Raw genomic sequence first — 26556 nt, forward strand, 5'->3', positions numbered from 1 at the left:
AACTAGCAGGGCAGACACTTGCCGACCAAACCAAGAGGGCACCATGGCCGCAGGCATGAAAAACCTATCCAAAACCTTTGTCTGGATTCTCATGGGCCTTCTGATGCTGGGTCTAGCCGGATTTGGTGCGACCAGCCTGACCGGAACCGTGCGCACTGTGGCGCAGGTTGGCGATGAAAGCGTTTCGGTCGACGAATACTTCCGCGAACTTCAGCGCGAGATCAGGGCGGTTGAGGCGCAAACCGGACAGCCAATGCAGATTTCGCAAGCGCATGATCTTGGATTGGACCAATTGGCCTTGTCGCGCCTGATCGCACTGGCTGCGCTCGACAATGAGGTCGGGCAGCTTGGCATTTCAATCGGCGACGAGAACCTGCAGAACGAGATCGTCCAGATACCCGCATTCCAGGGGGTGAACGGTACATTCGACCGCGAAGCCTATCGCTTTCAGCTTGAACAGGTCGGGATGAGCGATTCCGAGTTCGAATCGGATCTGCGCAAGGAATCGGCACGCACAATCGTGCAGGGTGCAGTCATGGGCGGGGTTGAGATGCCACGCACTATGACCGAAGCAATGGCGAACTATGTACTGGCCCGCCGCAGCTTTACCGTGGCGACGCTGTCCGCAGACGCGTTGGAGACGCCAGTGGCAGAACCGACAGAAGATCAGATTCAGACATTCTATGACGAGAACACTGATCTGTTTACCCTGCCCCGCACCAAGCAACTGACGTATGCCATTTTGTCACCAGAGATGCTGCTTGATACGATTGAGATCGACGAAGACTCGTTGCGCCGCCTCTACGACCAGCGCGCAGAACAGTATTTCCAACCCGAGCGCCGTTTGGTCGAACGCCTGACCTATCCCAGCGAAGAGGCCGCAACCGAGGCCTTGGCTCAGCTGGAGGTTGGTGGAGCAGATTTTGAACAACTGGTCCGCGATCGGCAACTTGAGCTAGGCGATGTAGATCTGGGTGACGTCACCCGAGAGGACCTTGGCGATGCCGCTGACGCTGTATTCGCTGCCGAGATCGACGATGTCGTTGGCCCACTCCCATCTGTTTTTGGTCCGGCCTTGTTCCGGATCAACGGATCACTGGCAGAAAACAATGTAAGCTTTGAAGATGCTGAGCCCGAGTTGCGTGATGAACTTGCCTCAGATCGCGCGCGCCGTCAGATCGAGGCGCAGGCCGAGGACATCAACGACTTGCTTGCTGGCGGCGCAACGCTGGAAGAATTGGTCGATGAGACTGAATTGGAACTTGGCCAGATCGACTGGACCCAGCAAAGCGATGATGGCGTTGCCGCCTATGATGGCTTCCGTGCCGCTGCCGAGGCCGTGCAAGAGGGTGATTTTCCCGAAGTCGCGTTCCTCGAAGACGGTTCAATCTTTGCTTTGCGCCTGAATGAAGTGCTTGAGCCCCGCCCCGAACCGCTTGAAAATGCCCGAGGGCGGGTTGCTGAGGCCTGGACACAAGCAGAGACCGCGAAGGCGCTACAAAATCAGGCAAACTCGGTGCTGACCCAATTGGCGACGGATGGAGATTTCACGGCGACTGGCCTGCCCTTCCGGGTCGAAAACGCCCTGACGCGTACCGCGTTCCTTGAGGATACTCCGGTAGATTTCATGACACAGGTCTTCGAGCTCGAACCGGGTGAATTACGTGTCATTCCCGGAAACGGCACTGCCCTGATCGTGCGCTTGGATGAAGAGCTGCCACCGGCCGAGACCGACGAACAGCGTCAGATGCAGGATGCTCTTGCAGCACAGTTTGACCAGGCACTGGCGCAGAACATCTTTGATATCTATGTGCGCAACGCCCAGACCCGCGCGCGCCCTGTACTGGATCAGCAAGCGCTGAACGCTGTACGGTCAAGCTATTAAAGAGACAGCACATGGCCCTGACCCCGGAATTCGAAACTTTCGCGCGCGCCTATGACGCGGGTGAAAATCAGGTTGTCTATACCCGGCTTGCCGCCGATCTTGACACGCCCGTGTCCTTGATGCTCAAGCTGACGGGTGCACAAAAAGACGCCTTCATGCTCGAATCGGTGACAGGTGGCGAAGTGCGCGGTCGCTACTCGATCATTGGCATGAAACCCGATCTCGTCTGGCGGTGTCACGGCGAAACATCGGCCCTGAACCGATCGGCCCGGTTTGATGCCGACGCGTTTCAGCCACAGGATGGCAACCCGATGGATAACCTGCGCGATTTGCTGGCCGAAAGCCGCATCGCGCTGCCGGATGACCTACCACAGGCGGCTGCCGGGCTGTTTGGCTATCTGGGCTATGACATGGTGCGGCTTGTGGAATACTTGCCGGATGTGAACCCCGACCCGCTGGGCCTGCCGGATGCGATCATGCTGCGGCCTTCGGTGATCGCCGTATTGGACGGTGTTAAAGGTGAGGTCACTGTGGTGTCTCCGGCCTGGGTCAGCGACGGACAATCCGCTAAGGCCGCATACGCACAAGCTGCAGAGCGTGTCATGGACGCTGTGCGTGATCTGGAGCGCGCAATGCCCGCCGAGACACGCGATCTGGGCGACGCGATTGAAGTTGGCGCTCCAGTATCCAACTTCACCAAATCGGGTTACATGGAGGCCGTTGAAAAGGCCAAGGAATATATCCGCGCAGGCGATATCTTCCAGGTTGTCCCAGCCCAACGGTGGACGCAGGACTTTCCGCAACCTCCGTTTGCCCTCTACCGGTCTTTGCGGCGGACGAATCCGTCGCCCTTCATGTTCTATTTCAACTTCGGTGGCTTTCAGGTCGTAGGCGCGAGCCCTGAAATCCTGGTCCGCGTCTTTGGGGATGAAGTCACGATCCGCCCAATCGCTGGCACTCGACCGCGAGGCGCAACGCCCGAGGAAGACAAGGCCAACGAAATCGATCTGTTTGCCGACAAAAAGGAACTGGCCGAGCACCTCATGCTGTTGGACCTTGGACGCAACGATACGGGCCGTGTGTCCAAGATCGGAACCGTCCGCCCCACCGAAGAGTTCATTATCGAACGCTACAGCCACGTGATGCACATCGTGTCGAACGTGGTCGGCGAACTGGCCGAAGACAAGGACGCGCTGGATGCGTTCTTTGCCGGGATGCCTGCGGGTACAGTCTCGGGCGCGCCAAAAGTGCGCGCGATGGAGATTATCGACGAGTTGGAGCCCGAAAAACGCGGCATCTACGGCGGCGGTGTCGGGTATTTCAGCGCTGGTGGCGACATGGACATGTGCATCGCATTGCGTACGGCCATCGTGAAAGACCACAAGCTTTATATTCAGGCTGGCGGTGGTGTTGTCTATGACAGCGACCCCGAGGCGGAATATATGGAGACCGTGCACAAATCGAACGCGATCCGACGCGCGGCGGCAGATGCGGCGCGTTTTACCGGCAGCGGAAACAGCTGAGCAAGCGGCGACAAGGTGCCGCTATTACCCGTCCGTCAAGGCTTCGGAAGCACCTTGTTCGACCTCTTTCATCATCACGGCTGAGATCGGTGCCATCGCCACCCGGCTGCCGCGATCCTCAAGCCCCCACAGCAACAAGGCCGAGATCGTTTCGGGGCGCAATCGGCCAAGCATTACGACCGCACCCTCCTGCCCGGCGCGGAATGCGGCCTGATCTAGAAAGCGCCGCATTATCTTGGGATCCTGCTTGGCCCCATCGAAATCGCGGAACACGACGCTAGACGGTACGCCATTGCGGGCGGCGAGTTTCTGCGCGGTGTTCAGACCATTGTCCTGCGTAACCAGCCCCCGGCCGGTATCACCTACAATCGCTGCGACCTGGTCTGCCAGTTTTCGGTTGCCCTGAATACCGCTTTCGACGCCCTCTAAAATGCCTACTGTGTGGGGTAACTCATCCAACCACACCGACAAGGATACTTCTGCATCCTGAGCGCTGGCAGCTTCGTGCATGTCAATCATCGCCAGCACCTCAAAACCCGCTTCGCGATGGCGCGCCATTTTTTCGGCTGCATCCGGGTCTGACGGGCTGATGGCAAAGCTTAGCGGGTATGGAAAATCCTGAAGCGCCTCGACTCCAAATGCTCCTTCATCGTCGATCAAAATGATAGACATCAGTGGCTTGGCTTCGGGGTTCTCAAAGATCGCGGCATGCGCTTCGATAGGTTTTGCCGCCACCTCAGGCACTACCTCGGTTTGCTCAACGGGTGCGTCATCCCTTTCGGTCAGGGGTACGACACGTTTGCCGATCAGTGAATTAGAGCTCGCTGTCCCTTCCCCGCCAACTTGAGGCAGCGTCAGCACGCGCGGCTTGCTGACCGGGCGTGTATCTTCTTCGCCCTCAACGGCAATCGGGTTATCGTTAGACATGCCCTCGGTTACCGGAACCTCATAAGTTACGTCCGGCAATTCTTCGGTCTCGGGTTCCAGTGCCGCCACTTGAGGTGCTTGTTTCTCAGGCGCTTCTTCCACGATCCGGGGCTCAGGTACCGCTTCAGGCTCTGGCGCTGGAGGCGCGTCTGCAACCCTGGCCGGTTCAGCCTCTGGTCTGGGCGTTTCTGGTTCCGCAAGCGGCGGCGGTGCTGTCGGCGCATCTGTCTGAACGGTCACCGCGGGTGTCGAAATTCCAGCAGGTGCTGCGGTGGCAACAGGCGAGTCACTTGACTGGGGAGGAGGCCCAGGCTCAAGCTCGACGTCTGCCAAACCATCCAGAGTATCTGACGAGAGTTCCGGGCTTTCGGGACCCGATGGTGGCAACTCAACCAGATCTGCATCGACACCAGTGCTATCGACATTCGCTGTTTCAGGCGCATCAGGCGCATCAGCCACTTCGGGTGCGGTTGCCGCGACTTCTGGCTTGCGCGACAAGGGTGTGGACAGCGACAAGACCGCGCCCAATGCCAGTACAGAGACCGCACCAGCGATCAATCCACCATAAAATCCGCTCATCGAAATCTCGCCTCTCGCGTTGTTTCGTGCCTCAACCACTCATACGCCATCTTCTGCGGCGCTCACTTGCACTGCGCCAAGTTGGGTATGTCCTCTTGACGCTGCCGCACAAGCCTGAGCATGTATGTCCCGACATTATACCGCGCTCAAGGGCTGCATCGCCAGTCTGAAATGCCGATAGGAAGATAAGTACCCAAATGCTGCTGCTGATCGACAACTATGACTCGTTTACCTACAACCTCGTTCATTATCTGGGCGAACTTGGGGCCGAGATGGTCGTGCGCCGGAATGATGCGCTGGACGTACAGGAAGCGATGGCGATGAATCCGGCTGGCATCCTGCTGAGCCCCGGCCCTTGTGATCCCGATCAGGCAGGCATCTGCCTTGCGCTGACCGAAGCGGCAGCCGAGACGCAGACGCCGCTGATGGGTGTCTGTCTGGGGCATCAAACCATCGGTCAGGCATTTGGCGGCAAAGTCGTGCGATGCCATGAGATCGTGCATGGCAAGATGGGCAAGATGAATCACACCGGCAAAGGCGTATTCGCTGGTTTGCCATCACCATTCGAGGCGACCCGCTACCACTCATTGGTCGTTGAACGCGAAAGCCTGCCCGAGTGCCTTGAGATCACCGCCGAACTTGAGGATGGCACCATCATGGGCTTGCAGCACAAAGAGCTTCCCATTCACGGCGTCCAGTTCCACCCGGAATCCATCGCATCCGAGCACGGTCATGCCCTGCTCAAGAATTTCCTGAATGAAATGAAAGTCCCCGCATGAGCGATGCTCTGAAACCGCTGATCGGTGCTGCGGCCGATCGACCTTTGACCCGTGCCGAGGCTGAACAGGCCTTCGGAATCCTGTTTGACGGTGCCGCGACTCCGAGCCAGATCGGCGGATTGCTGATGGCGATGCGTACTCGGGGTGAAACGGTAGATGAATACGCTGCGGCTGCCGCCGTGATGAGGGCGAAATGCAATGCAGTGAAGGCCCCGGCTGGTGCGATGGATATCGTTGGAACCGGGGGTGACGGCAAGGGTACGCTCAACATCTCGACGGCCACGGCCTTTGTAACGGCGGGTGCCGGTGTCACCGTTGCAAAACATGGCAACCGGAACCTAAGTTCGAAATCCGGTGCCGCGGATGCACTTGGTCAGCTTGGAATTAATGTGATGGTCGGCCCGGAAGTGGTTGAAAAGGCGTTACAAGAGGTCGGTATCGGCTTCATGATGGCGCCGATGCATCACCCTGCGATTGCCCATGTCATGCCTTCGAGGCAAGAACTTGGTACGCGCACGATTTTCAACATTCTGGGTCCTCTCACCAACCCGGCTGGTGTGAAACGCCAACTGACCGGAGCGTTTAGCCGTGATCTGATCCGCCCAATGGCCGAAACTCTCGGCCTGCTGGGCGCCGAGCATGCCTGGTTGGTGCATGGTTCGGACGGGACCGACGAGTTGACGATTACAGGCGTCAGCTGGATCGCCTCCGTTGAGGACGGCGTTGTCAAAGAGGTCGAGCTTCACCCTGAAGACGCAGGTCTGCCAGTCCACCCATTCGAGGATATTGTCGGTGGAACACCGGAAGAAAACGCCATCGCATTCCGTGCCTTGCTGGACGGCCAGCCATCGGCCTACCGTGACGCTGTACTGCTGAATTCTGCCGCCGCACTTGTTGTCGCAGATGCCGCCAGTGATCTGCGTGAAGGAGTGGCAATGGCCGCTGAAAGCATCGACAGTGGCAAAGCCCGTGAAAAGATCAACGCTCTGGCACGCATTACACAGGAAGCCGCATGACCGAGACCGTTCTGGACAGGATCAAAGCCTACAAGCTTGAAGAAGTCGCCTCAGACAAGGCAGCCAAATCGCTGGAAACACTAGAATCAGAGGCGCGCAATGCACCAGAGGTCCGGGGGTTTGCAGAAGCTCTGCACAAAGCCACGCGATCCGGCTATGGGCTGATCGCCGAGGTTAAAAAAGCCAGCCCTTCCAAGGGATTGATCCGCGAAGACTTTAACCCACCCGCGCTGGCCGAAGCATATGAAGCGGGCGGAGCTGCGTGCTTGTCGGTGCTGACCGATACACCTAGCTTTCAAGGGGCAAAGGAATTCCTGACTGAAGCCCGTGCAGCATGTTCTCTGCCCGCTTTGCGTAAAGATTTCATGTATGACCCCTATCAGGTGGTCGAAGCCCGTGCGCTGGGTGCGGACTGTATTCTGATCATCATGGCCTCGGTTGAAGATGCGCAAGCTGCAGAGCTTGAGCAGACAGCGTTCGACTGGGGTATGGATGTTCTGATCGAAGTACACGACGCCGAGGAGCTAGAGCGGGCGACGCAGCTAAAAAGCCCTCTGATCGGGATAAACAACCGCAATCTCAAAACCTTCGAAACCACACTTGATACGACACGCCACCTGTCGAAGTTGGTTCCAGCAGATCGCACGATCGTGTGCGAAAGCGGTCTGAGCACGCCTGCTGACCTTGCTGATATCGCCCGCTATGGCGCGCGCTGTTTCCTGATTGGCGAAAGCCTGATGCGGCAAAACGATGTGGCCAGCGCAACCCGTTCGCTACTGGCCAATCCACTCATCCCCGGAGTGATGTGATGCCACTGACGCATTTCGATGCCAAGGGCGAGGCACACATGGTGGATGTGTCCGATAAGGCCGTCACCGACCGGGTTGCAATCGCCGCAGGTTACATCAGGATGGCCCTAGAAACCTATGAAATTATTTCAGAAGGTCGCGCCAAGAAAGGCGACGTTCTTGGTATTGCGCGTCTCGCTGGCATCATGGGCGCAAAGAAAACTCCGGACTTAATTCCGCTGTGCCACCCTCTGCCCGTTACCAAAGTTGCGGTTGAGCTGACCCTGGATCCGGATCTTCCCGGCGTGCAGATCGAAGCCACCGTCAAAACTGCGGGACAAACTGGTGTCGAGATGGAGGCGCTGATGGCGGTCTCAACCGCCGCTCTGACTGTCTATGACATGACTAAGGCCGTGGATAAGGCAATGGAGATTGGCGGCATCCGAGTTCTTTTGAAAGACGGCGGTAAATCAGGTCGTTACGAGGCGTCATGATCTCCGTCGAAGACGCCCGAGCCCTATTGTTCGATCTTGTCACGCCTCTGTCTGCGGAAACGGTTCATCTTGCAGAGGCAGGTGGTCGCATCTTGGCGCAGGACGTCGCTGCAACCCGTGATCAACCCCCTTTTGCAGCGTCTTCGATGGACGGATACGCGGTGAAAGCGACCGAAGTTGAATTGCATGCGATGTTCAAAGTGATCGGCGAATCCGCAGCCGGAAAGCGCTTTGAAGGCACGGTCGGGCCCGGTCAAGCAGTGCGAATATTTACGGGTGCGCCGATGCCTGACGGCGCGGATTTTGTCGTTATTCAAGAAGATATCGAGCGCAGAGACAGCCTGATCACAATCTCTCATCCTCCCGGCGAAAAGACCAATGTCCGCCCTGCTGGCATAGATTTCACCGTCGGCACCCAAATCATGGCCCCACGACAGCTCCGGCCCGAAGATATTGCGCTTTTAGCCGCGATGAATATCGCCTCCGTCCCTGTGACCCGAAAACCTGTGGTGGCATTAATATCGACGGGCAATGAACTGGTGATGCCCGGCGAGACGCCTGGGCCCGATCAAATCATCGCGTCAAACACGTTTGGCCTGAAAGCGCTCCTTGAAAACAACGGTGCGCATGTGCGCGTGCTACCGATCGCACAAGACACGGTTGGCTCGCTGGAAACGGCTTTTGGTCTGGCGCAAGGCGCGGACCTCGTGGTGACAATCGGCGGAGCGTCGGTCGGAGAATACGATCTGGTTGCAGATGTCTCGGAAGGCCTTGGGCTGGAGCAGTCGTTCTACAAAATCCGCATGCGCCCCGGTAAGCCACTAATGGCTGGACGCCTCGGCGACGCAGCAATGGTTGGCCTGCCCGGCAATCCGGTTAGCGCAATGGTCTGTGGGTATCTGTTTTTGGTTCCGATGGTTCGGCGCATGCTGGGAATAGAACAGGTACTTCCAACTCTGCAGCAGGCCCAGCTGACGGCACCACTCACTGAAAACGGCGGGCGCGAACACTATATGCGCGCGATTGTGGACAGAGATGGCATTCGGGCTTGTGACGATCAGGACAGCTCACTCCTAAGTGTTTTGGCACATGCAAACGCATTGCTGGTACGACAGCCCAATGATCCCGCGCGCCCTGCCGGTGATATGGTCACCTACCTGCCTATCTAGCAAATCCGTTGACACAAAACGTGAACATGCGTAGAACAAAAGAAAACGCATGAGCGATGAGGTGCGAGCGATGCTGACCAAGAAGCAATTGGATTTGCTGGAATTCATCCACAAACGCGTGCAAGCGGACGGTGTTCCGCCCAGTTTTGATGAAATGAAGGCTGCGTTGGACCTGCGTTCCAAATCCGGGATCCATCGATTGATCACGGCGCTGGAAGAACGTGGCTTTATCCGCCGCCTTGCTCACCGGGCACGCGCCATTGAAATCGTCAAGCTGCCCGAAAGCCTTGGTGGTGAGCCGACGGCGGGCTTCAAACCCCGCGTGATTGAAGGTGACCGGCCCGATGGGACCCGCCCAGCGAACTTCGAACCCGTCACCGTTGATGCGATGGAACTACCCGTCATGGGGCGGATCGCGGCCGGTGTCCCAATCGAAGCGATAAGCCATGTTTCGCACCGCGTGGCAGTACCGGGCTCGATGATTTCAGGCAGCGGTGAACATTACGCGCTTGAAGTGCGGGGCGACTCGATGATCGACGCCGGAATCAACGATGGCGATGTCGTCGTGATCCGTGAAACCACGGCAGCAGATAACGGGGATATCGTCGTGGCGCTGGTTGAAGATCAAGAAGCCACGTTAAAGCGCTTTTTCCGTCGCGGTCAGGCCATTGCACTTGAGGCTGCAAACCCGGCTTATGAGACGCGTGTGTTGCCCGAGGATAAGGTGAAAGTACAGGGTCGGTTGGTTGGTTTGATCCGTAGCTACTGACGGAGTTGAGGTGACCATAGGCGGCGCCCTGAAGCCTCTGAACTGGTGAGCAAACTCCCTTTGGAAATGGCAAGACTGCCTGTGTTTCGCAGTGCATCCGGGTCATAGATCTGACATGCACCTGTCAGAGACAACGACACAGACGAGATAATAATTTGATCTGGCAAGCACTCTTCAAAGGCAAGCGCAGCGCGTTTGCCTGTTAGGTGCACTAGCTCTTTGTCACCCAGCAGATAACGTTGGACACCGCCTGAGGACTCAGGCCAGCGCTTCGCCGCCTTTGGCTGATCCGCGTCGTCTCCGTCATTCTCCAACCAAACCGATGCGACAAAACCGCTGCCTTTTGGTTTACTCAGCGCACGGCCTTGATCGGTCATCACGCCGACGAGCCCCCCGGTATCTGCGATCAGAACATCAGGACGGCTCCCCTGCCCCCAAGTCGCAATAGCGACCACCGCCGGGGCCAATCCAATCCATCGCGTGCGCCCTTGCCACAGAATCAACCAGAGGAAAGACACTGCTGTAACGGGCAGTACAAATGCGCCTGGACTAACAACAAATCCCCGCGCACCTTCAAGTCCCGAAACCCAGGACGCAACCGCAAGGATCCAATTCAGCCCTAAACCCATCATGTGCAGTGCGATCGCCTCAAGCCCGAATGGCGCAAGAAGTGCTGCGACAACGGCGCTCGGCACGACCAGAGTGCCCATCACCGGGACCGAGACGAGGTTTGCGATTAATCCATAGTGGGACAGGGTGTTGAAATGAGCCGCTCCGATGGGGGCAGTTGCGATCCCCGCGATGGCCGATGAAATCAACAAGGCCAACACCGGCCGCATCCAGAGTGGACCGGGCATTGGACCATAGTCTCTCAGGGCTCCGAAACCCGCGACCAGAGCGGTCGTCGCAGCAAATGACATCTGGAACCCGGGGCTCAGCAGTGTTTCAGGGCGCAGTACCAATACGATCATTGCGGCAACAGCCACCGCCCGTAGCGAGATCGCGCGGCGGTCCAGCATCACGGCTCCCAGCATGACGCAAACCATGACAAATGCGCGCTCCGTCGCGACGTTTCCGCCAGAGAGAGATAAATAGATAGTGGCAGCGACTAAGGCGCAGATCGCTGCCATTTTTCGTACAGGCAAACGCAGGGCCAGCATAGGCACCATCGACAATCCGATGCGGCATGCCACGAATACAAAACCAGTCAGCAAGCCCATATGCAATCCAGAGATCGCCAGAAGATGCGCCAGATTTGAGGCACGCAAGGACTCAAGCGAGACCTTGCTCATACCGCTGCGATCCCCTGTGGTGACGGCGGCAGCAAATCCGCCGATCTCGCCAGGCAAAATTGCACGAACTCTGTCCGAGATAGCCATACGCCACACCGTAATACGAACACCGCTTTGTCCATCGCGAGCCGGGGTCGAAGACAAAACTGGAACACGGGTATATCCAACTGCGCCAAGCCTTTGGAACCAAGCGTGGCGGCGAAAATCAAATCCACCCGGTTCGACCGGACCTTGCGGCGGAGAAAGGTGCGCGGTGGTCATGATCCGCTGACCCGGGGACAACGCAACAGTATCGCCATGTATCGAAAGTCGGATGCGCCCGGGCCTTTGATCAGCGGGAATATCGACAATCCGCACCTGATCCAACATAACCCGCAGCGCATCCGACGCAGAGCGGTCCAGCGCTATGACCCTCCCCTCGACCGGGCCATAATAGCGCCATTGCAAGACTGGCTCTGCAACCATATGGGCCCGCGTTCCGGCCAGCAGGAAACCCAACGCGATCAGCGTCATCCCGATGGGCAACGGACGCCAGGCCTCTCTCAGCCAAAGACTGGAACCAATCGCCAACAACACAAACGCAATGACCATTGCGTACACGCCCGCGCCGGGTTCAAACCTCAGGCTAAAGTACCAGCCGATCCCGACCGCAAGACAGACCGGAGACCACGGGAACAGATATCCCCGCTGGATCAGCAATGCGGTCTCGACCCGTGTCAGAACACGCATGGTTGCCCCCGTCCTTCGGGCTGGGTAGATAGTCGCCAAACTATGCCCGCTAAGGTTACCAAAAGGTTAATCCACACAATGTCCGATCAGGTCGTCACTCGCTTTGCCCCTTCTCCCACCGGATTTCTGCATATCGGTGGCGCGCGCACCGCTCTGTTCAACTGGCTCTATGCGCGGGGCCGCGGGGGCAAGTTCCTGTTACGGATCGAAGATACAGATCGGGAACGTTCGACTCCGGAAGCAACGGCCGCGATCCTGCAGGGTATGAAGTGGTTGGGGCTGGACCACGACGGGGACGTTATCAGCCAATTCGAAGGTGCCGCCCGTCATGCCGAGGTTGCGCGTCAGTTGCTTGCTGAGGGCAAGGCCTACAAGTGCTATTCGACCCAAGAGGAAATCGCTACGTTCCGCGAACAGGCGCGCGCCGAAGGTAAGTCGACGCTGTTTCGCAGCCCATGGAGGGATGCCGACCCAGCCACGCACCCAGATGCCCCCTATGCGATCCGCATCAAAGCGCCGCAGGAGGGTTCCACCGTGATCCGCGATCAGGTGCAGGGCGACGTGACCATTCGCAACGATCAGCTTGATGATATGATCCTGCTGCGCTCGGATGGTACGCCGGTCTACATGCTGGCGGTTGTGGTCGATGATCACGATATGGGCGTGACTCATGTGATCCGGGGAGACGACCACCTCAACAACGCTGCCCGTCAGATGATGATCTATGAGGCGATGGGGTGGGACATCCCGGTCTGGGCGCATATCCCGCTAATACACGGCCCGGATGGAAAAAAACTTAGCAAACGCCACGGCGCATTGGGTGCGCAGGAATATCAAGCCATGGGCTATCCTGCCGCGGGGATGCGCAATTATTTGGCGCGCCTTGGTTGGAGCCATGGAGACGATGAATTCTTTACTGATGCTCAAGCCAAAGAGTGGTTTGATCTGGAAGGGATCGGCAAAAGTCCCGCACGGTTTGATTTGAAGAAACTGGAAAACCTATGCGGACAACATATTGCCATAGGAGAGGATGCTGCGTTGCAGCAGGAAATCCAGGATTATCTGTCTGCAGCAAACAAATCACAGCTGACCGAAACACAATCGAGTGATCTAGCGCGTGCGATGTATTGCCTCAAGGATCGAGCGCGCACTTTCCCCGAACTCCTTGATAAAGCCCATTTTGTTCTGACGTCCAGAACTATCCAACCCGACGAGAAGGCGGCTAAGGCCCTGACGTCAGTATCCGACGGTATACTGAGTGAATTGACGCCGCATCTGCAAAATGCTAGCTGGTCTCGGAACGAACTGGAGGAGACCCTGAATTCGTTCGCAGAGGCGAACGGGGTTAAGTTCGGCAAATTGGCCGGCCCGCTGCGGGCCGCGCTGGCAGGCCGGGCAGTTACACCTTCGGTATTTGACATGATGCTTGTGCTTGGGCGGAATGAAACCCTGGCGCGGCTTGATGATGCAGCGAACCCTGACTGATTTCACATTCGGGTAATGCTGCTCCACTAAGAACGAACTGCGCGACACCACGCAGTCGTTGCCTGCTTTGACGGACAGCGATCCGGCAACTGTACGAATGAGGAAGGGATAAACATGACCGAGAGCCAACAAACAGCCAAACTGACTGTCCACGGCGAAAGCTACGATCTGCCGGTATTTTCTCCGACTGCGGGGCCCGACGTGATCGACATTCGTAAGCTCTATGGTCAAGCTGGTGTATTCACTTATGATCCGGGTTTCACGTCGACGGCGAGCTGCGACAGCACCATCACTTTTATTGACGGCGACAAGGGCGAACTCCTGCACCGCGGTTATCCGATTGAGCAGATCGCATCGAAATCTCACTTCCTCGAACTCAGCTATCTGCTGCTTTATGGCGAACTGCCATCGGCAAAAGATCTGGAGAAATTCGAGACTACCATTACGCGCCACACAATGCTGCACGAGCAAATGCAGTATTTCTACCGCGGTTTCCGTCGCGATGCGCATCCGATGGCCATCATGGTCGGCGTGGTCGGCGCCATGTCTGCCTTCTATCACGATTCGACCGACATTTCGGATCCGCGTCAACGCGAGATTGCGTCTCATCGCCTGATTGCAAAGATGCCGACGATCGCGGCTTGGGCTTATAAGTACCATATTGGGCAGCCCTTCGTGTACCCGCGCAATGATCTGGACTATGCGTCGAACTTCCTGCAAATGTGTTTCGCAGTTCCTGCAGAAGATTATGAGGTGAACCCGATTCTAGCCCGCGCCATGGATCGTATCTTCATGCTGCAGGCGGACCACGAACAGAACGCGTCGACATCGACGGTACGTCTGGCGTCTTCGTCTGGTGCGAACCCGTTCGCCTGTATCGCGGCGGGCATCGCGTGCCTCTGGGGTCCGGCCCATGGCGGCGCAAACCAGGCCTGCCTTGAAATGCTGGAAGAGATCGGCAGCGTGGATCGCATCCCCGAGTTCATTGAACGCGCCAAGGACAAGGACGATCCATTCCGCCTGATGGGCTTTGGCCACCGCGTTTACAAAAACTTCGATCCGCGCGCGACTGTGATGAAACAGTCTGCAGATGAGGTTCTTGATCTGTTGGGTATCGAAGATAACCCTAAACTTCAGGTCGCCAAAGCGCTTGAAAAGCAGGCCCTGGAAGATCCATATTTCATCGAAAAGAAGCTGTTCCCGAATGTCGATTTCTACTCGGGCATTGTGATGGAAGCTATGGGTTTCCCGACCTCGATGTTTACTCCGATCTTTGCGCTGTCGCGCACAGTTGGCTGGGTCAGCCAGTGGAAAGAGATGATTGCAGATCCCCAAAACAAGATCGGCCGTCCGCGCCAACTATATCTGGGCGCGACAAGCCGCGATTACGTAGATATCGAAAACCGCTGATCGGTGACAGAAATTGAAATGAAGGCCCCGCCTAGCCGGGGTCTTTTTTGTTTCTAGCGTTACCTAAAAGATACCGTTCTGAGGCAATCTTGGACTAGCGCTTCGTTCGTTCTTTTCGCGGCACGCCACTCAACCTAGTGTTGCTGCGTCCAGCAATAAGATTCCGGTTATCATGCGTTCCGCCCTTGTGTTCCTTTTGCTGCTGTTTGCACAGACCGCCGCCGCACAAAGCCTGCTTGAAAGAGCTTTTGAACAGCAGCAGCAGGAAAATGCTGCTGGCTCGCTTGCGATTTAGGGGCTGGCTGGCATCCCGGACGATTCTGCCAGTGCAATTTCGTTGCAATCGAACACGGATAATCGCGACTACGATTTCAAATCCGCACAGCTGGGTGGCGGATTTCGTCTTGCCGAAGGCGTACCGATCTATCTCGAGGGCTACATCGGATACGCGCGCTATGATCCCGTTCTGACCTTCAGCGGCACCGGAGAAACTAATCGTGTACCTCTGAAATGGACCAGCCTCGCCCTCACTGGTGGAGTCGGCTATCAATTTGACATTGGGGAGTTTTGGAAACTGACTCCGATGGCCCATATTTCGGTCGGGCGCACGCAATCCGATGCATCGATAGGGGCGCAAGCCATTGCCAACCGCCTTGGCCTTGACCGAGATTACCTTGATAGCGGTGGTATCTGGGCTGGTGGCGCGGGTGGCTCGATGACAGTTGCGTACGAGAAGTCGCTATCTAATGATCGGGAGTTCGAAGCAAGCCTGCGCTATACGCATATCGAATATTGGCCTATCGGCGACAACGAAGACCTATTGGTTGAATCGACCGCCGCGAATGCCGTCCTTTGGTCACGATATCGTTTTCCAACGGGTAAACGTATGTTCGGGCGCCCGGTTCGATGGGTTGGTGATCTGTCGGTATCCTATCTGATCGGGGATCAGGCACTGGTGCTGGGCACGGATTGGCTGGCCCGCGTCGGTGGCGGGATTGAGGTTGATCTATCCGATACCTGGGTGCCCTGGGTATCAACGACACGTTTCATGGTCCGCTATTATGGAAGCGATACGGTAAACGGTTTCTCGGCCGGAATCGGTATCAGCTTCTGACTCATGAATTCAGAATAAACTTAACTGATCACCAGACTGGGGCGGTGGCGCGAAATCCGCACAATTCAGCGGCGGTAGGTCTACGGCGAGCCCCAGCCGTTTCACGGCGGCGCTGAACCGTTGCGCAATCATTTCGGCATAAGTCCCCTCGCCCCGCATTCGATGACCCCAACGCGGATCATACTCTTTTCCTCCATGCATCTCCCGTAGCCGCGCCATGACCTTCTCGGCCCTGCCTGGCTGATGCTCGGTCAGCCATTCCCGCCACAGCTCGGACACTTCGCGCGGCAGCCGCAACATAATCCAGCTTGCGGCGTCCGCACCCGCCTGCTTGCCGGCCTCCAACAGCTTCTCAAGCTCATGATCGGTTAATCCCGGCACGACAGGAGAGGTCATAACGCGCACCGGTATACCTGCTTCGGTCAAGACGCGAATCGTGCGCAACCTGCGCAGTGGAGAAGGTGCACGTGGCTCCATCTGACGGGAAAGATTGGCGTCCAGAGTGGTCAGCGAAATCCCGACCCGCACAAGACCTTTGCGGGCCATGGGCGCCAGAATATCGAGATCACGTTCGATCAATGTGCCTTTTGTCACGATGCCGATTGGATGCTGAAAATCACTCAACACCTGAAGACAGCCTCTTGTTATCTCGCGGCTTTTCTCAGTCGGTTGATATGGGTCGGTGTTAGTGCCCAACGCAATAGTAGCCACCTTATAGCGTCGCGCAGAAAGCTCCCGTCGCAATATCTCCGCGGCATTGGGGCGTGCGATCAGACGTGTTTCAAAATCCAACCCTGGCGACAGGCCTAGATATGCATGGGTTGGCCGGGCAAAACAATAAACGCAACCATGCTCGCAACCCCGATATGGATTGATCGAACGATCAAAAGGTAAATCCGGTGATTTGTTGTAGGTGATCAGACTGCGGGCCACTTCGTCCTGAACCTCGGTCCGCAGCGGAGGTAGATCTTCGGACAAACCCCACCCATCCTCGGTCAGTTCGGTCAAATATTTCTCGAATCGACCTGCTGAATTTGATGCCGCTCCCCGGCCCGGATGGTTTATTCTTACGGCCATTTGTTCACCATATGTTCCGATTGTCAGTATTAATTTAGGCTGGGCCCAATGGCAAGGATTACACCTGCTTCATATCCGACCACCTTGAGGCGTTTTTGAAATCGGTCTGCGCGAAGGAAATCAGAACAAATGAAACAAATGCAGGATGATCTTGCAGAATTCGAGGTCGCCCGACGCCAAAATTCGGCCTATAGGTCGGTCTCGGAACGACCTAGGTCGCAATCGTCACAGTAGTCCTGCGACGAAATGGCCAAAACGGAAAAAATGCCACCACGGGCCGCGAGCCCGCACAGCTCAGGGAAATACCCATGTCTGATGAAGAAGACATCGTCCTGTCCGAACTGAATGACGACGAACTCGTCGAACAGATGTTCGATGACCTTTATGACGGCCTGAAGGAAGAAATCGAAGAAGGTGTGAACATCCTGCTCGAGCGCGGATGGCAACCCTACGACATCCTGACCAAAGCGCTGGTTGGTGGCATGACAATTGTCGGCCACGACTTCCGCGACGGCATCCTGTTCGTTCCCGAAGTTCTGTTGGCCGCCAACGCCATGAAAGGCGGCATGGCAATCCTGAAGCCATTGCTGGCTGAAACCGGTGCTCCGCGCGTTGGCAAGATGGTGATCGGAACCGTCAAGGGCGACATCCATGACATCGGTAAGAACCTTGTTGCAATGATGATGGAAGGCGCCGGGTTCGAGGTTGTCGATATCGGCATCAACAACCCGGTCGAAAACTACCTGGAAGCGTTGGAGAACGAGCAGCCCGATATTCTGGGCATGTCCGCCCTACTGACCACGACTATGCCTTACATGAAGGTGGTAATTGACACGCTGGTAGAACAGGGCCTGCGTGATGAATACACTGTTCTGGTTGGCGGCGCACCACTGAACGAAGAGTTTGGCAAGGCGATCGGTGCTGACGGCTACTGCCGTGACGCAGCCGTGGCGGTGGAAATGGCCAAGGACTTCATGTCGCGCAAGCACAACCAACTGGCCGGCTAAGGCACGCGACCATACCGTGAGACAGGCCGTCCTTTCTGGGGCGGCCTTTTTTGTCCAAAGCCTGACAAATATATAGTTGCCAACCAGAGAGATTACATGACCGACGCGCCGATACCAGATGATGACAGCCTGACCCGTCAGGGTTACGCCACTCCGCGTGCAGCCGAGTCGATTCTGCTGATCGCATGTGGTGCACTTGCCCGCGAAATTCTGGATCTCAAGGAACGGAATGGCTGGGATCATATGGCTCTGACCTGCCTACCCGCAATTCTGCATGTACACCCCGAGAAAATCACGCAAGCGGTCGAGGATGCGATTGCCAAACACCGCGATTCATACGATCGAATCTATGTTATATATGCCGATTGCGGAACCGGAGGCCTGCTGCAGACTGCATGTGAACGTCTGGGCGTCGAGATGATTCAAGGGCCCCACTGCTATTCCTTTTTCGAAGGAAATCTGGCATTTGCCGCACATGGCGACGATGAAACCACTGCGTTTTACCTAACCGATTTCCTCGCCCGGCAGTTTGACGCATTTGTATGGAAACCGCTTGGTCTGGATAGACACCCGGAACTGCGCGAGATGTATTTCGGAAATTACACCAAACTCGTTTATCAAGCACAGACCGACAACCCGGATCTCACACGTCGCGCACAAGAATGTGCCGAACGGATGGGACTGGAATTCGAGCGTCGGCAGACCGGATACGGTGACTTGGAAACGACGCTTACGGATTGGGCAACACGCAACGCTACATAAAGATCAGGCGCTGGCCAACGCGACCTCGCGAATGCGTTCAATCATGGCACGTAGCCCGTTTGAACGTTGCGCAGACAAGTGCTCCTGCAGCCCCAGCCTGGCAAGTTCTCCTCCGGCGTCGACCTTTGGCACATCGGCTACCGGCAAGCCGTTGTAAAGCGTGCGTAATACCGCAATCAGGCCCCGCACGATCAGCGCATCGCTGTCCCCGTCAAATTTGAATTGTCCATTCTCGATGCTGGGATGCAGCCAGACTTGGCTGGCACAGCCATTCACTTTGGTCGCGGGAACCTTGAACGCATCATCCAGCGGTTCCATCGCCTTACCCTGCTCGATGACATGACGATAGCGGTCTTCCCAGTCTTCCAGAAACTCGAAATCTTCGACTATATCTTCAAAGGCTGGTGTTGCCATGGCTGGTCTGTCCTTGCGTTACGCGATCACATTTGTGAACTAGGCTCAGCTTCCCCTTCTGTCCAGCCCCAGTGTGGCTTTTCAAGATGCTGAAATTGCGGTAACCCAGTGCGGGTAAAGTTGCGCAAAGTGTTGGGTCCATGCACAAATCTCTGACTGTTCTTCTGCTCTCCGCCACGGTTCTTTCCGCCTGTAACAGTTGGAGCAACTCTCGGGCGAACCCATCGAACTGGTTTGGCAGCAGCACACCTGCCCCATCAGAGGTTTCAGCCAGCGACGCAGATGCGTTGGTTCCACGTCAAAACAACGGTAAAGGTCTGTTGGCGCGGCCTGAAATTGAAGACAATAGCGTTCCAATAGCGGTCATCAACGAATTGCGTGTCGACCCCACACCTTCAGGCGCGATCATATATGCAGCTGGTACCGCCATTCGACAGGGCGCATATAATGCGCAGCTTGCCCGAGTAAGGTCCGAAGAACTTACCAAGAATGGCATTTTGGAATATACCTTCCGCGTGGATTATCCGGACTATGCAACCGTTCAGGGAAACGAACGCTCTAGAATGGTTTCTGAAGCTGTCAATGTCAGCGCTCAAGAGCTGGAAGGCATCCGCCTGGTCCGTGTCAAAGGCCAGCAGAACGCGCTAGAATCACGTCGCCGTTAAAGCGCAACCACATCCACAGCTTGCCCCTTTGCAGCCAACGCAATCTTGCCCTCGCAAAGCTTAAGTGCATCCTCGCCAAAGACCTCGAAACGCCAGCCGGACATGGCTGGAACATCGCGCTCACCAGCGGCAATCTGATCCAGGTCAGCGCTGGATGCAATCAGTTTTGCGGCGACGCCTGCGCTCTCGGTCTTTGATTTCAGCAAAACGCGCAGAAGATCGGCGAGAGCCGGATTCACTTTCAGCTTGTCACGGCTATTGTCTACCTTTGGCAACTGATCTTGCGGGCAGTTCACACCTCTTTTTACTGCCGCCAGGATACCGTCAGCGATCGCCCCTTTGCGGGCCTCTCGCAACAGCAAACGTGATCCACCAAGATCAGAGGGCGTTTTAGGCTTAGTCGACGCCATTTCGATTAGTGCATCGTCCTTGAAAACACGGCTACGAGGCACATTGTTCTCTTGCGCATGGGCTTCGCGGAACTGAGCCAGCTCTTTCACTACAGCCAGAAATTTAGCGGAATTTGTGCGGGTCTTGACCCTGCGCCAAGCTTCTTCCGGACGAATGTCATAGGTCTCGGGCCGTGTTAGAATACGAAGCTCTTCGCCGACCCAGTGATCCCGCTTGCTCTTTTTCAACTCAGTAGACAGATGTTCATAGATTTTCCGAAGATGGGTTACGTCTGCCAGCGCATAGTTTTTTTGCGCGTCCGTCAACGGACGCCGCGACCAGTCGGTGAAACGCGATGTCTTATCAACGCCTTCTCTACATATTTTCCGGACAAGTGTCTCATAACCGACTTGCTCACCAAAGCCACAAACCATCGCGGCAACCTGAGTGTCGAACAGCGGTGTCGGAAAGACGCCAGCGTCGACCCAGAAAATTTCCAGATCCTGCCGAGCCGCGTGGAATACTTTGACAACGCTTTCGTTCCGGAACAGGTCATACAAAGGCTCAAGCGACAAATCCTCAGCCAAGGGATCGACTAGAACAGCACTGCCCTCATCCTCGGACGGCACCGCGAGCTGAACCAGGCAGAGCTTTGAATAATAAGTCCGTTCGCGCAGAAATTCGGTATCAACAGTGACATAAGGATATTGTGCAGCAGCCGCGCAGAAGGCGGCCAGCTCTTGCGTCGTAGTCAGGGTTTTCATGCGCGGTGCTGTTCTTGCTTTTGTTTCTTGTGACTGCCCGTGTCGTGCTTGTCCCGAGCGATATGCGACCATAAGACGATTACCCTACGCGTGTAAATCGCCGCGCAGATTCAAGGCAACAGAACTGGGTCTTTGTTGCCCATACAATACCGGCGCAGGACCTCAGGATAGAGTTTGTGTTCCTGTACCAACACGCGAGTGGCAAGTTCCTCTGGCGTATCCTCTGCCCTTACCTCCACGCGCGCCTGTCCCAGAACCGGGCCGTCATCCAGCGCGGCTGTTACTTCGTGAACGGTGCAACCATGTTCGGAATCACCCGCCTCGATGGCGCGGGCATGCGTGTTCAGACCTTTATACTTCGGCAACAGCGAAGGGTGGATGTTCAGCATTCGCCCTTGGAAGCGAGAAACAAAATCGCCGGTTAGAACGCGCATGAAACCGGCCAAACACACAATATCTGGCTGCGAAGCCAGCAGCGGCTTGAGCAGATCCGCCTCGAACGCGGCGCGATCTTTACCGAAAGGTCGGTGATCGACGGAGGCAGTCTTTATTCCACGCTCGGCGGCCTTTGCCAGCCCTCCGGCTTCAGGGTCGTTCGACAGCACCAAGCAAGGCCGGCCAGCATGGCCCCCGATCATGCTATCGACCAGCGACAGCATGTTTGATCCGCCACCAGAAATCAGAATCGCGACGCGCTTGTGACTCACAGCAGCTTGCCTGAGTACGCGACGCCGGGTGTTTCGGTGACAGATCCGATCCGGGCAACGGTTTCACCAGTTTCGGACAGCAGTGCTTCCAGTTTGTCTGCATCCTCAGCCGCGCAGACCACGATCATCCCGATACCGCAATTGAAGGTTTTCAACATCTCGCATTCGGCGATGCCGCCAGTTTCGGCCATCCATTTGAACACAGGCGGCAATTCCCATGCGTTCAGATTGATCTCGGCCCCCAGCCCGTCGGCCAATACGCGCGGCAGGTTTTCGGTGAGGCCGCCGCCAGTGATATGAGCAAGCGCATGGATGCCCCCTGCGCGGATTGCCTGCAGCGCCGGTTTCACATACAGCCGCGTGGGGGTCAGCAGAGCCTCACCCAATGTTCCGCCACCGAAAGGCGACTCTGCATCCCAGCCCAGCCCCGACATCTCGACCAGTTTGCGCACCAGAGAATAGCCGTTGGAATGCACACCGTTCGAGGCCAGACCAAGCAGCACATCCCCGTCTTGCACACCCTCGGGCAGGGTCGCGCCGCGCTCCATTGCACCGACCGAGAACCCGGCCAGATCGAAATCGCCATCGGGATACATACCCGGCATCTCGGCGGTTTCGCCTCCGATCAGGGCGCAACCGGACTGCACGCAGCCTTCGGCGATGCCCTCGATAATCCGCGCGGCGGTATCGGTATCCAGCTTGCCGGTGGCGAAATAGTCGAGGAAGAACAATGGCTCAGCGCCCTGACAGATCAGATCGTTGACGCACATCGCCACCAGATCGATGCCCACGCCATCGACAACGCCGGTATCAATCGCAATCCGCAGCTTGGTGCCCACACCATCGGTTGCGCCCACCAAAATCGGGTCTTCATACCCAGCCGCCTTTAGATCAAACAGAGCGCCAAACCCGCCTAGCCCACTCACCACGCCCGAACGGTTAGTGCGCTTGGCCGCAGGCTTGATCCGATCGACCAGAGCGTTGCCCGCATCGATATCCACACCTGCATCGGCGTAGGTGATTCCGTTCTTGCCCGCTGTCATGGCCAATCCCTCATGAGTGCTTTGCGCGCGGGTTATTCGATTGTGGGCGATGTTGCAACGGTCAGGCTTGACGCGGGCTGCCATCGTGATACGCAAGGCGCATCGGCGGGCCTGTAGCTCAATTGGTTAGAGCAGAGCGCTCATAACGCTTTGGTTGGGGGTTCGAGTCCCTCCGGGCCTACCACATCACCGCCCTATCACGATATCTGCGCATAAACCGCCTAATTTTTCGCTGGTGCCCAGCCGAAGGATGCCGCCGTGTACACGGGCGATGTCGGCGACGATGGCAAGGCCCAACCCAACACCGCTGCCCTGATTCTGGTTCCGAGCCGGGTCCAGGCGCGTGAAAGGTTTGACCGCCTCAGTACGCTGTTCAATGGGTATACCGGGGCCGTCATCCTCGACCCGGACGCGGATCGACTTCGGTGTCATCGACAGACTAACCTCAGCCCTTGAACCATAGCGGATAGCGTTTCCAATCAAATTTTCCACCGCGCGGCGCATTGCCGACGGGCGCAACGTGGCAGTCCCCTGTCCTTCGACCGATACCAGTTCAACCTGCTGGCCAGCGCGCTGCGCGTCATCGATAATCTGACTCAGCCAAATCTCGGGCTCGACCGCCTCAGGTGTGCTTTCTGCAGTCCCTCTTGAAAAGTCCAGAAATGCATCTAGTAGTGATTGCATTTCATCCACATCCTGCAACAGCGGGGCTGCCTCATCCTCGGGCAACAATGACAACCCCAGCTTCAGACGCGTCAAAGGCGTCCGCAGATCGTGGCTGACGCCAGACAACATCAAAGTGCGCTGCTCAATCTGCCTTTCGATTCGGGAGCGCATATCAACAAAAGCGTTGCCCGCCGCACGCACTTCGATTGCCCCGCCAGGAGAGTAAGGCACCACGCGACCCCGGCCGAACGCCTGCGCCGCGTCTGCGAGCCGGGTAATCGGCCGCAGTTGGTTGCGCATGTATAAAAATGAGATCGTGGTGATCAACGCCGCAAAGAACACCATCGTAACGATAAGCTGGTGCGGTGCCGTGGGTGACAGGCGCCGTCGATCAAATTTCAATTCCAAAGTGCCAAGATGCGTGCTCAGATAAAGCCGCACCTCCTGTCCATTCGGCAGTGCGACGTCTTGCATTTGAGGCACCAACACCCGCATTTCAGCATCGACTTGTGGTGCGATGAAATCATACCAACGACGCTTTCCAACCACCGGTTCTTGGTACAGCGGCAGAAAACGAGCTGTCATATTCAATGCCGACAGATCAGGCCGTGCGGCAGCCAGCGCCTGCTGCTGCGTCTCTGCACCCTCCATCACGTTCAATATAAGCGTGACCTCACGGGCTGCCGTTCGCGTCATCTGTGCGGTCACTTCCTCGAGATGCTTTTGCAAAAAAGCGATCGCCACAACCAAGAGTACAACGATGACCGGTAGCACCAGGATAAGTGCAGCCCGCGCGTAAAGGCTGCGCGGCATATAGGGTTTGAGCCATTGGGTCGACATGCGCTAAACCTAGCGGGCTGCCTGGACAAGAGGAAGAGCTCAAAATGCAAGCCCCCGATGATTTCGACCCAGTGCCTGGACAAGCTGTGGAACTTGCTCGAGGCCTAAGACGGGTGCTTGCCCCAAACCCCTCACCGATGACATATCGCGGTACGAACACTTACCTTCTGGGTGAAACAGATATCGCCGTTATCGATCCGGGACCGCTGAGCGACGCACATTTGTCGGCGATTCTCGATGCATTACAGCCCAATCAGCGGATCAGCCATATCTTCGTCACTCACACCCATCTTGATCACTCACCCCTAGCTGCCCCTCTTGCGGTCCATACAGGCGCACCGATTCTCGCTTTTGGAGGGCCTCAAGCAGGCCGTAGTGCGGTTATGACGGAATTGGCGCAGAATGGGTTTGCGGGCGGCGGTGAGGGAATTGATATGGATTTTCGCCCTGACATTGAGCTGGAAGACAGTGCATGTATTTCTGCGGACGACTGGACGCTTGAAGTCATCCACACACCCGGCCATCTCGGCAACCATATTGCGCTCGCCTGGGGCGATGTTTGCTTTACAGCGGATCACGTCATGGGATGGGCCAGTTCGCTGGTCTCACCGCCCGACGGGGATCTGACCGACTTCATGGCCGCCTGCCATCGCCTTCGCGCGAGAGAATGGTCAGTCTTTCATCCCGGCCACGGCGCTCCTGTAACGGAACCAAACAATCGCCTGGAGTGGCTGATTCATCACCGTCTTGCGCGCGAATCTCAGATTCTTGACGAACTGATCAAAGGCCCGGCCACTGCACGTCAGCTTGCACAGCGTATTTATGTAGACACGCCTGGTGCATTGCTGCCCGCGGCGGAAAGAAATGTGTTCGCGCATCTGGTCGATCTGACCGGAAAGGCCCAGGTCGCACCCGTTGAGACGCTTTCAGCACAGTCAGAATTTAGGAGGCTCAGTTAGCAGCAAACTTTTTTCATCGGCAATGCGCTTCTCCTCTGGACGGAGAAAATCCGTGTTGTTATACGCCCCTCAGTTCCGGCGTAGCTCAGCGGTAGAGCAGTTGACTGTTAATCAATTGGTCGTAGGTTCGATCCCTACCGCCGGAGCCAATTTCCAAACAAAACTCAACGCGATAGGACGCCTGAATTCAGGGGCTGAACTGATGCAATGATATGCACGGGGTCGATCAATTTCGAACCAAAGTCACCCGCCCGTTCAACCGTGAGGATTGGCTTGCCTACATTGATGCCGCTGATTAGAAAACTCTGAGGGCTGTAAAATCTCTCCGGCGACAGACGATAGCGGATTAACAAAAGCGTAGGAATTCAGACCAGATATGGGCCGCGAATACGAAATTGGGATGCTTTGGGTCGAAGGTCCACTGAGCTATGTCGAAGTTCTTTGCGCCAAATCTTTTTTGGATGCTGGTCACCATGTAAAACTTTATCACTACCAAGATGTTCAGAACGCCCCGGAGGGAGTCGAACTGGTTCATGGTGATACTGTTCTAAAAAGCGATCGATTCATTACACATGCACGCACGGGCAGTTTGGCGCTGTTTTCGGATGTATTTCGTTACCATCTTTTGCAGAAGAATGACCGAATGATCTGGGCTGATTTGGATGCGTACTGCGTAAAAGCATTCAAATCAGAAACTGGCCATTTCTTCGCATGGGAATCTGATCATCACATCAATGGGGGTGTGTTGGGTCTGCCGATCGACAGCGACACTCTTGGACAACTCATTGAAATGACTGATGATGAGTACTGTATACCAGAATGGTACCAACCCGATGAAAAGCAACGTCTACTAAGCTTAAAAGAATCAGGATCGCCAGTGCATGTCGGTGAATTGTCTTGGGGGGTTTGGGGGCCACATGCAATTACACACTATCTGCACAAAACAGGTGAAGCCAAATTCGCCCTACCAGTAGAAGCCCTTTACCCTGTACGCTTCCGAAATCGACGCTATCTATTGCGGAGCGGGTTGTCGCGTAGAGTTGAAAAGACTTTGACTGACGATACCTTCTCGATCCATTTTTATGGAAGGCGTGTCCGGGAGTATTTGGCACGACGCGGCGGATTACCGCAGCCCGATAGCTACCTTGAAATGTTGTTAGAAAAACATGGGATTGACCCCGTTGAAGCGCCAGTCTTTGAAAGACATCACGAATCGACATCGTAATTTGCACCAAAGCGCCAACGATCCGGCATACCCTTAACCTACTGATGGAGCTGTGCAAAACCTGCGATATCTTGGTCG

General features: G+C 56.4%; 25 protein-coding genes and 2 tRNA genes. 19 read left to right on the forward strand and 8 right to left on the reverse strand.

Going from position 1 to position 26556, the window contains the following annotated elements; translation table 11 throughout:
• Nucleotides 1-43 precede the first annotated feature (43 nt).
• Both ACR0JR_RS03080 and trpE read left to right on the forward strand, forming a co-directional pair.
• A complete protein-coding gene (locus ACR0JR_RS03080; RefSeq protein WP_170774082.1) occupies nt 44-1885 on the forward strand; it encodes a SurA N-terminal domain-containing protein in 1842 nt (613 codons plus the stop codon).
• A gap of 11 nt (nt 1886-1896) precedes the next feature.
• Complete coding sequence (gene trpE / locus ACR0JR_RS03085) at nt 1897-3408, forward strand: anthranilate synthase component I (protein ID WP_480454962.1); 1512 nt, start codon at nt 1897-1899, stop codon at nt 3406-3408.
• A gap of 24 nt (nt 3409-3432) precedes the next feature.
• Here trpE and ACR0JR_RS03090 read toward each other — a convergent pair whose 3' ends face one another.
• Nucleotides 3433-4914: a divergent polysaccharide deacetylase family protein gene (locus tag ACR0JR_RS03090; protein WP_480454963.1), complete on the reverse strand. Its 1482-nt coding sequence runs from the start codon at nt 4912-4914 to the stop codon at nt 3433-3435.
• Nucleotides 4915-5111: 197 nt separating this feature from the next.
• On the opposite strand from ACR0JR_RS03090, the gene ACR0JR_RS03095 reads away from it, so the two are divergent.
• From ACR0JR_RS03095 to lexA, 6 genes are all read left to right on the forward strand, one after another.
• Entirely contained in the window at nt 5112-5693 is a 582-nt protein-coding gene (locus ACR0JR_RS03095) for an anthranilate synthase component II (RefSeq protein WP_480454964.1), read from the forward strand.
• Nucleotides 5690-6709, forward strand: a complete 1020-nt coding sequence (trpD, locus tag ACR0JR_RS03100) for an anthranilate phosphoribosyltransferase (RefSeq protein ID WP_170778476.1) — start codon at nt 5690-5692, stop codon at nt 6707-6709. The genes ACR0JR_RS03095 and trpD overlap by 4 nt, the downstream gene beginning before the upstream one ends.
• Complete coding sequence (gene trpC, locus ACR0JR_RS03105; RefSeq protein WP_480454965.1) at nt 6706-7518, forward strand: indole-3-glycerol phosphate synthase TrpC; 813 nt, start codon at nt 6706-6708, stop codon at nt 7516-7518. The genes trpD and trpC overlap by 4 nt, the downstream gene beginning before the upstream one ends.
• Complete coding sequence (moaC, locus tag ACR0JR_RS03110) at nt 7518-7991, forward strand: cyclic pyranopterin monophosphate synthase MoaC (RefSeq protein WP_480454966.1); 474 nt, start codon at nt 7518-7520, stop codon at nt 7989-7991. The genes trpC and moaC overlap by 1 nt, the downstream gene beginning before the upstream one ends.
• Nucleotides 7988-9160: a molybdopterin molybdotransferase MoeA gene (locus tag ACR0JR_RS03115; RefSeq protein WP_480454967.1), complete on the forward strand. Its 1173-nt coding sequence runs from the start codon at nt 7988-7990 to the stop codon at nt 9158-9160. The genes moaC and ACR0JR_RS03115 overlap by 4 nt, the downstream gene beginning before the upstream one ends.
• Before the next feature lie 70 nt (nt 9161-9230).
• The gene (gene lexA / locus ACR0JR_RS03120) at nt 9231-9929 is read left to right on the forward strand and encodes a transcriptional repressor LexA (protein WP_480455178.1); all 699 of its coding nucleotides are present in this window, start codon (nt 9231-9233) and stop codon (nt 9927-9929) included.
• On the opposite strand, the gene ACR0JR_RS03125 is transcribed toward lexA, so the two are convergent.
• A complete protein-coding gene (locus ACR0JR_RS03125; protein ID WP_480454968.1) occupies nt 9923-11950 on the reverse strand; it encodes a ComEC/Rec2 family competence protein in 2028 nt (675 codons plus the stop codon). The genes lexA and ACR0JR_RS03125 overlap by 7 nt on opposite strands.
• Before the next feature lie 78 nt (nt 11951-12028).
• Between ACR0JR_RS03125 and gltX the strand changes: the two genes are divergently transcribed.
• The 4 genes from gltX to ACR0JR_RS03145 all read left to right on the forward strand — a co-directional run bounded on the left by gltX (nt 12029) and on the right by ACR0JR_RS03145 (nt 15959).
• Nucleotides 12029-13435, forward strand: a complete 1407-nt coding sequence (gene gltX, locus ACR0JR_RS03130) for a glutamate--tRNA ligase (protein WP_480454969.1) — start codon at nt 12029-12031, stop codon at nt 13433-13435.
• A 114-nt stretch (nt 13436-13549) separates the two neighbouring features.
• Entirely contained in the window at nt 13550-14845 is a 1296-nt protein-coding gene (gene gltA, locus ACR0JR_RS03135) for a citrate synthase (protein ID WP_010440288.1), read from the forward strand.
• A gap of 172 nt (nt 14846-15017) precedes the next feature.
• Nucleotides 15018-15140 carry a hypothetical protein gene (locus ACR0JR_RS03140; protein WP_480454970.1) on the forward strand — a complete coding sequence of 41 codons (123 nt, stop codon included), beginning with the start codon at nt 15018-15020 and terminating at the stop codon, nt 15138-15140.
• A gap of 42 nt (nt 15141-15182) precedes the next feature.
• Nucleotides 15183-15959: an autotransporter domain-containing protein gene (locus ACR0JR_RS03145; protein WP_480454971.1), complete on the forward strand. Its 777-nt coding sequence runs from the start codon at nt 15183-15185 to the stop codon at nt 15957-15959.
• Nucleotides 15960-15968: 9 nt separating this feature from the next.
• Here the strand turns inward: ACR0JR_RS03145 and ACR0JR_RS03150 are convergent, their stop codons facing one another.
• Complete coding sequence (locus tag ACR0JR_RS03150; protein ID WP_480454972.1) at nt 15969-17036, reverse strand: PA0069 family radical SAM protein; 1068 nt, start codon at nt 17034-17036, stop codon at nt 15969-15971.
• Nucleotides 17037-17344: 308 nt separating this feature from the next.
• Between ACR0JR_RS03150 and ACR0JR_RS03155 the strand changes: the two genes are divergently transcribed.
• Both ACR0JR_RS03155 and ACR0JR_RS03160 read left to right on the forward strand, forming a co-directional pair.
• Nucleotides 17345-18043 (forward strand): corrinoid protein, encoded by a 699-nt coding sequence (locus ACR0JR_RS03155; protein WP_170392964.1) that lies wholly within the window; start codon nt 17345-17347, stop codon nt 18041-18043.
• Nucleotides 18044-18139: 96 nt separating this feature from the next.
• Nucleotides 18140-18805, forward strand: coding sequence for a DUF1638 domain-containing protein (locus ACR0JR_RS03160; protein ID WP_480454973.1), 666 nt, complete (start codon nt 18140-18142; stop codon nt 18803-18805).
• Nucleotides 18806-18808: 3 nt separating this feature from the next.
• Here the strand turns inward: ACR0JR_RS03160 and ACR0JR_RS03165 are convergent, their stop codons facing one another.
• A complete protein-coding gene (locus ACR0JR_RS03165) occupies nt 18809-19219 on the reverse strand; it encodes a SufE family protein (protein WP_170539959.1) in 411 nt (136 codons plus the stop codon).
• A gap of 140 nt (nt 19220-19359) precedes the next feature.
• Here ACR0JR_RS03165 and ACR0JR_RS03170 point away from each other — a divergent pair, with 140 nt between their 5' ends.
• Nucleotides 19360-19884 carry a hypothetical protein gene (locus tag ACR0JR_RS03170; protein WP_480454974.1) on the forward strand — a complete coding sequence of 175 codons (525 nt, stop codon included), beginning with the start codon at nt 19360-19362 and terminating at the stop codon, nt 19882-19884.
• Here ACR0JR_RS03170 and rnd read toward each other — a convergent pair.
• The 3 genes from rnd to purM all read right to left on the reverse strand — a co-directional run bounded on the left by rnd (nt 19881) and on the right by purM (nt 22788).
• The gene (rnd, locus tag ACR0JR_RS03175) at nt 19881-21038 is read right to left on the reverse strand and encodes a ribonuclease D (protein ID WP_480454976.1); all 1158 of its coding nucleotides are present in this window, start codon (nt 21036-21038) and stop codon (nt 19881-19883) included. The genes ACR0JR_RS03170 and rnd overlap by 4 nt on opposite strands.
• A 110-nt stretch (nt 21039-21148) precedes the next feature.
• Complete coding sequence (gene purN / locus ACR0JR_RS03180) at nt 21149-21745, reverse strand: phosphoribosylglycinamide formyltransferase (protein WP_480454977.1); 597 nt, start codon at nt 21743-21745, stop codon at nt 21149-21151.
• Complete coding sequence (purM, locus tag ACR0JR_RS03185) at nt 21742-22788, reverse strand: phosphoribosylformylglycinamidine cyclo-ligase (RefSeq protein WP_480455179.1); 1047 nt, start codon at nt 22786-22788, stop codon at nt 21742-21744. The genes purN and purM overlap by 4 nt, the downstream gene beginning before the upstream one ends.
• Nucleotides 22789-22895: 107 nt before the next feature.
• Between purM and ACR0JR_RS03190 the strand changes: the two genes are divergently transcribed.
• Nucleotides 22896-22972, forward strand: a tRNA-Ile gene (locus ACR0JR_RS03190).
• 2 nt (nt 22973-22974) lie between these two features.
• Here the strand turns inward: ACR0JR_RS03190 and ACR0JR_RS03195 are convergent.
• Nucleotides 22975-24294, reverse strand: coding sequence for an ATP-binding protein (locus ACR0JR_RS03195; RefSeq protein WP_480454978.1), 1320 nt, complete (start codon nt 24292-24294; stop codon nt 22975-22977).
• 44 nt (nt 24295-24338) lie between these two features.
• Between ACR0JR_RS03195 and ACR0JR_RS03200 the strand changes: the two genes are divergently transcribed.
• From ACR0JR_RS03200 to ACR0JR_RS03210, 3 genes are all read left to right on the forward strand, one after another.
• Nucleotides 24339-25253: an MBL fold metallo-hydrolase gene (locus ACR0JR_RS03200; RefSeq protein ID WP_480454979.1), complete on the forward strand. Its 915-nt coding sequence runs from the start codon at nt 24339-24341 to the stop codon at nt 25251-25253.
• 74 nt (nt 25254-25327) lie between these two features.
• Nucleotides 25328-25402: transfer RNA gene (locus ACR0JR_RS03205), tRNA-Asn, on the forward strand.
• Between the two features lie 227 nt (nt 25403-25629).
• Nucleotides 25630-26478, forward strand: a complete 849-nt coding sequence (locus ACR0JR_RS03210) for a hypothetical protein (RefSeq protein ID WP_480454981.1) — start codon at nt 25630-25632, stop codon at nt 26476-26478.
• Nucleotides 26479-26556 lie beyond the last annotated feature (78 nt).

The sequence above is a fragment of the Ruegeria sp. AA3 genome (assembly GCF_056542905.1).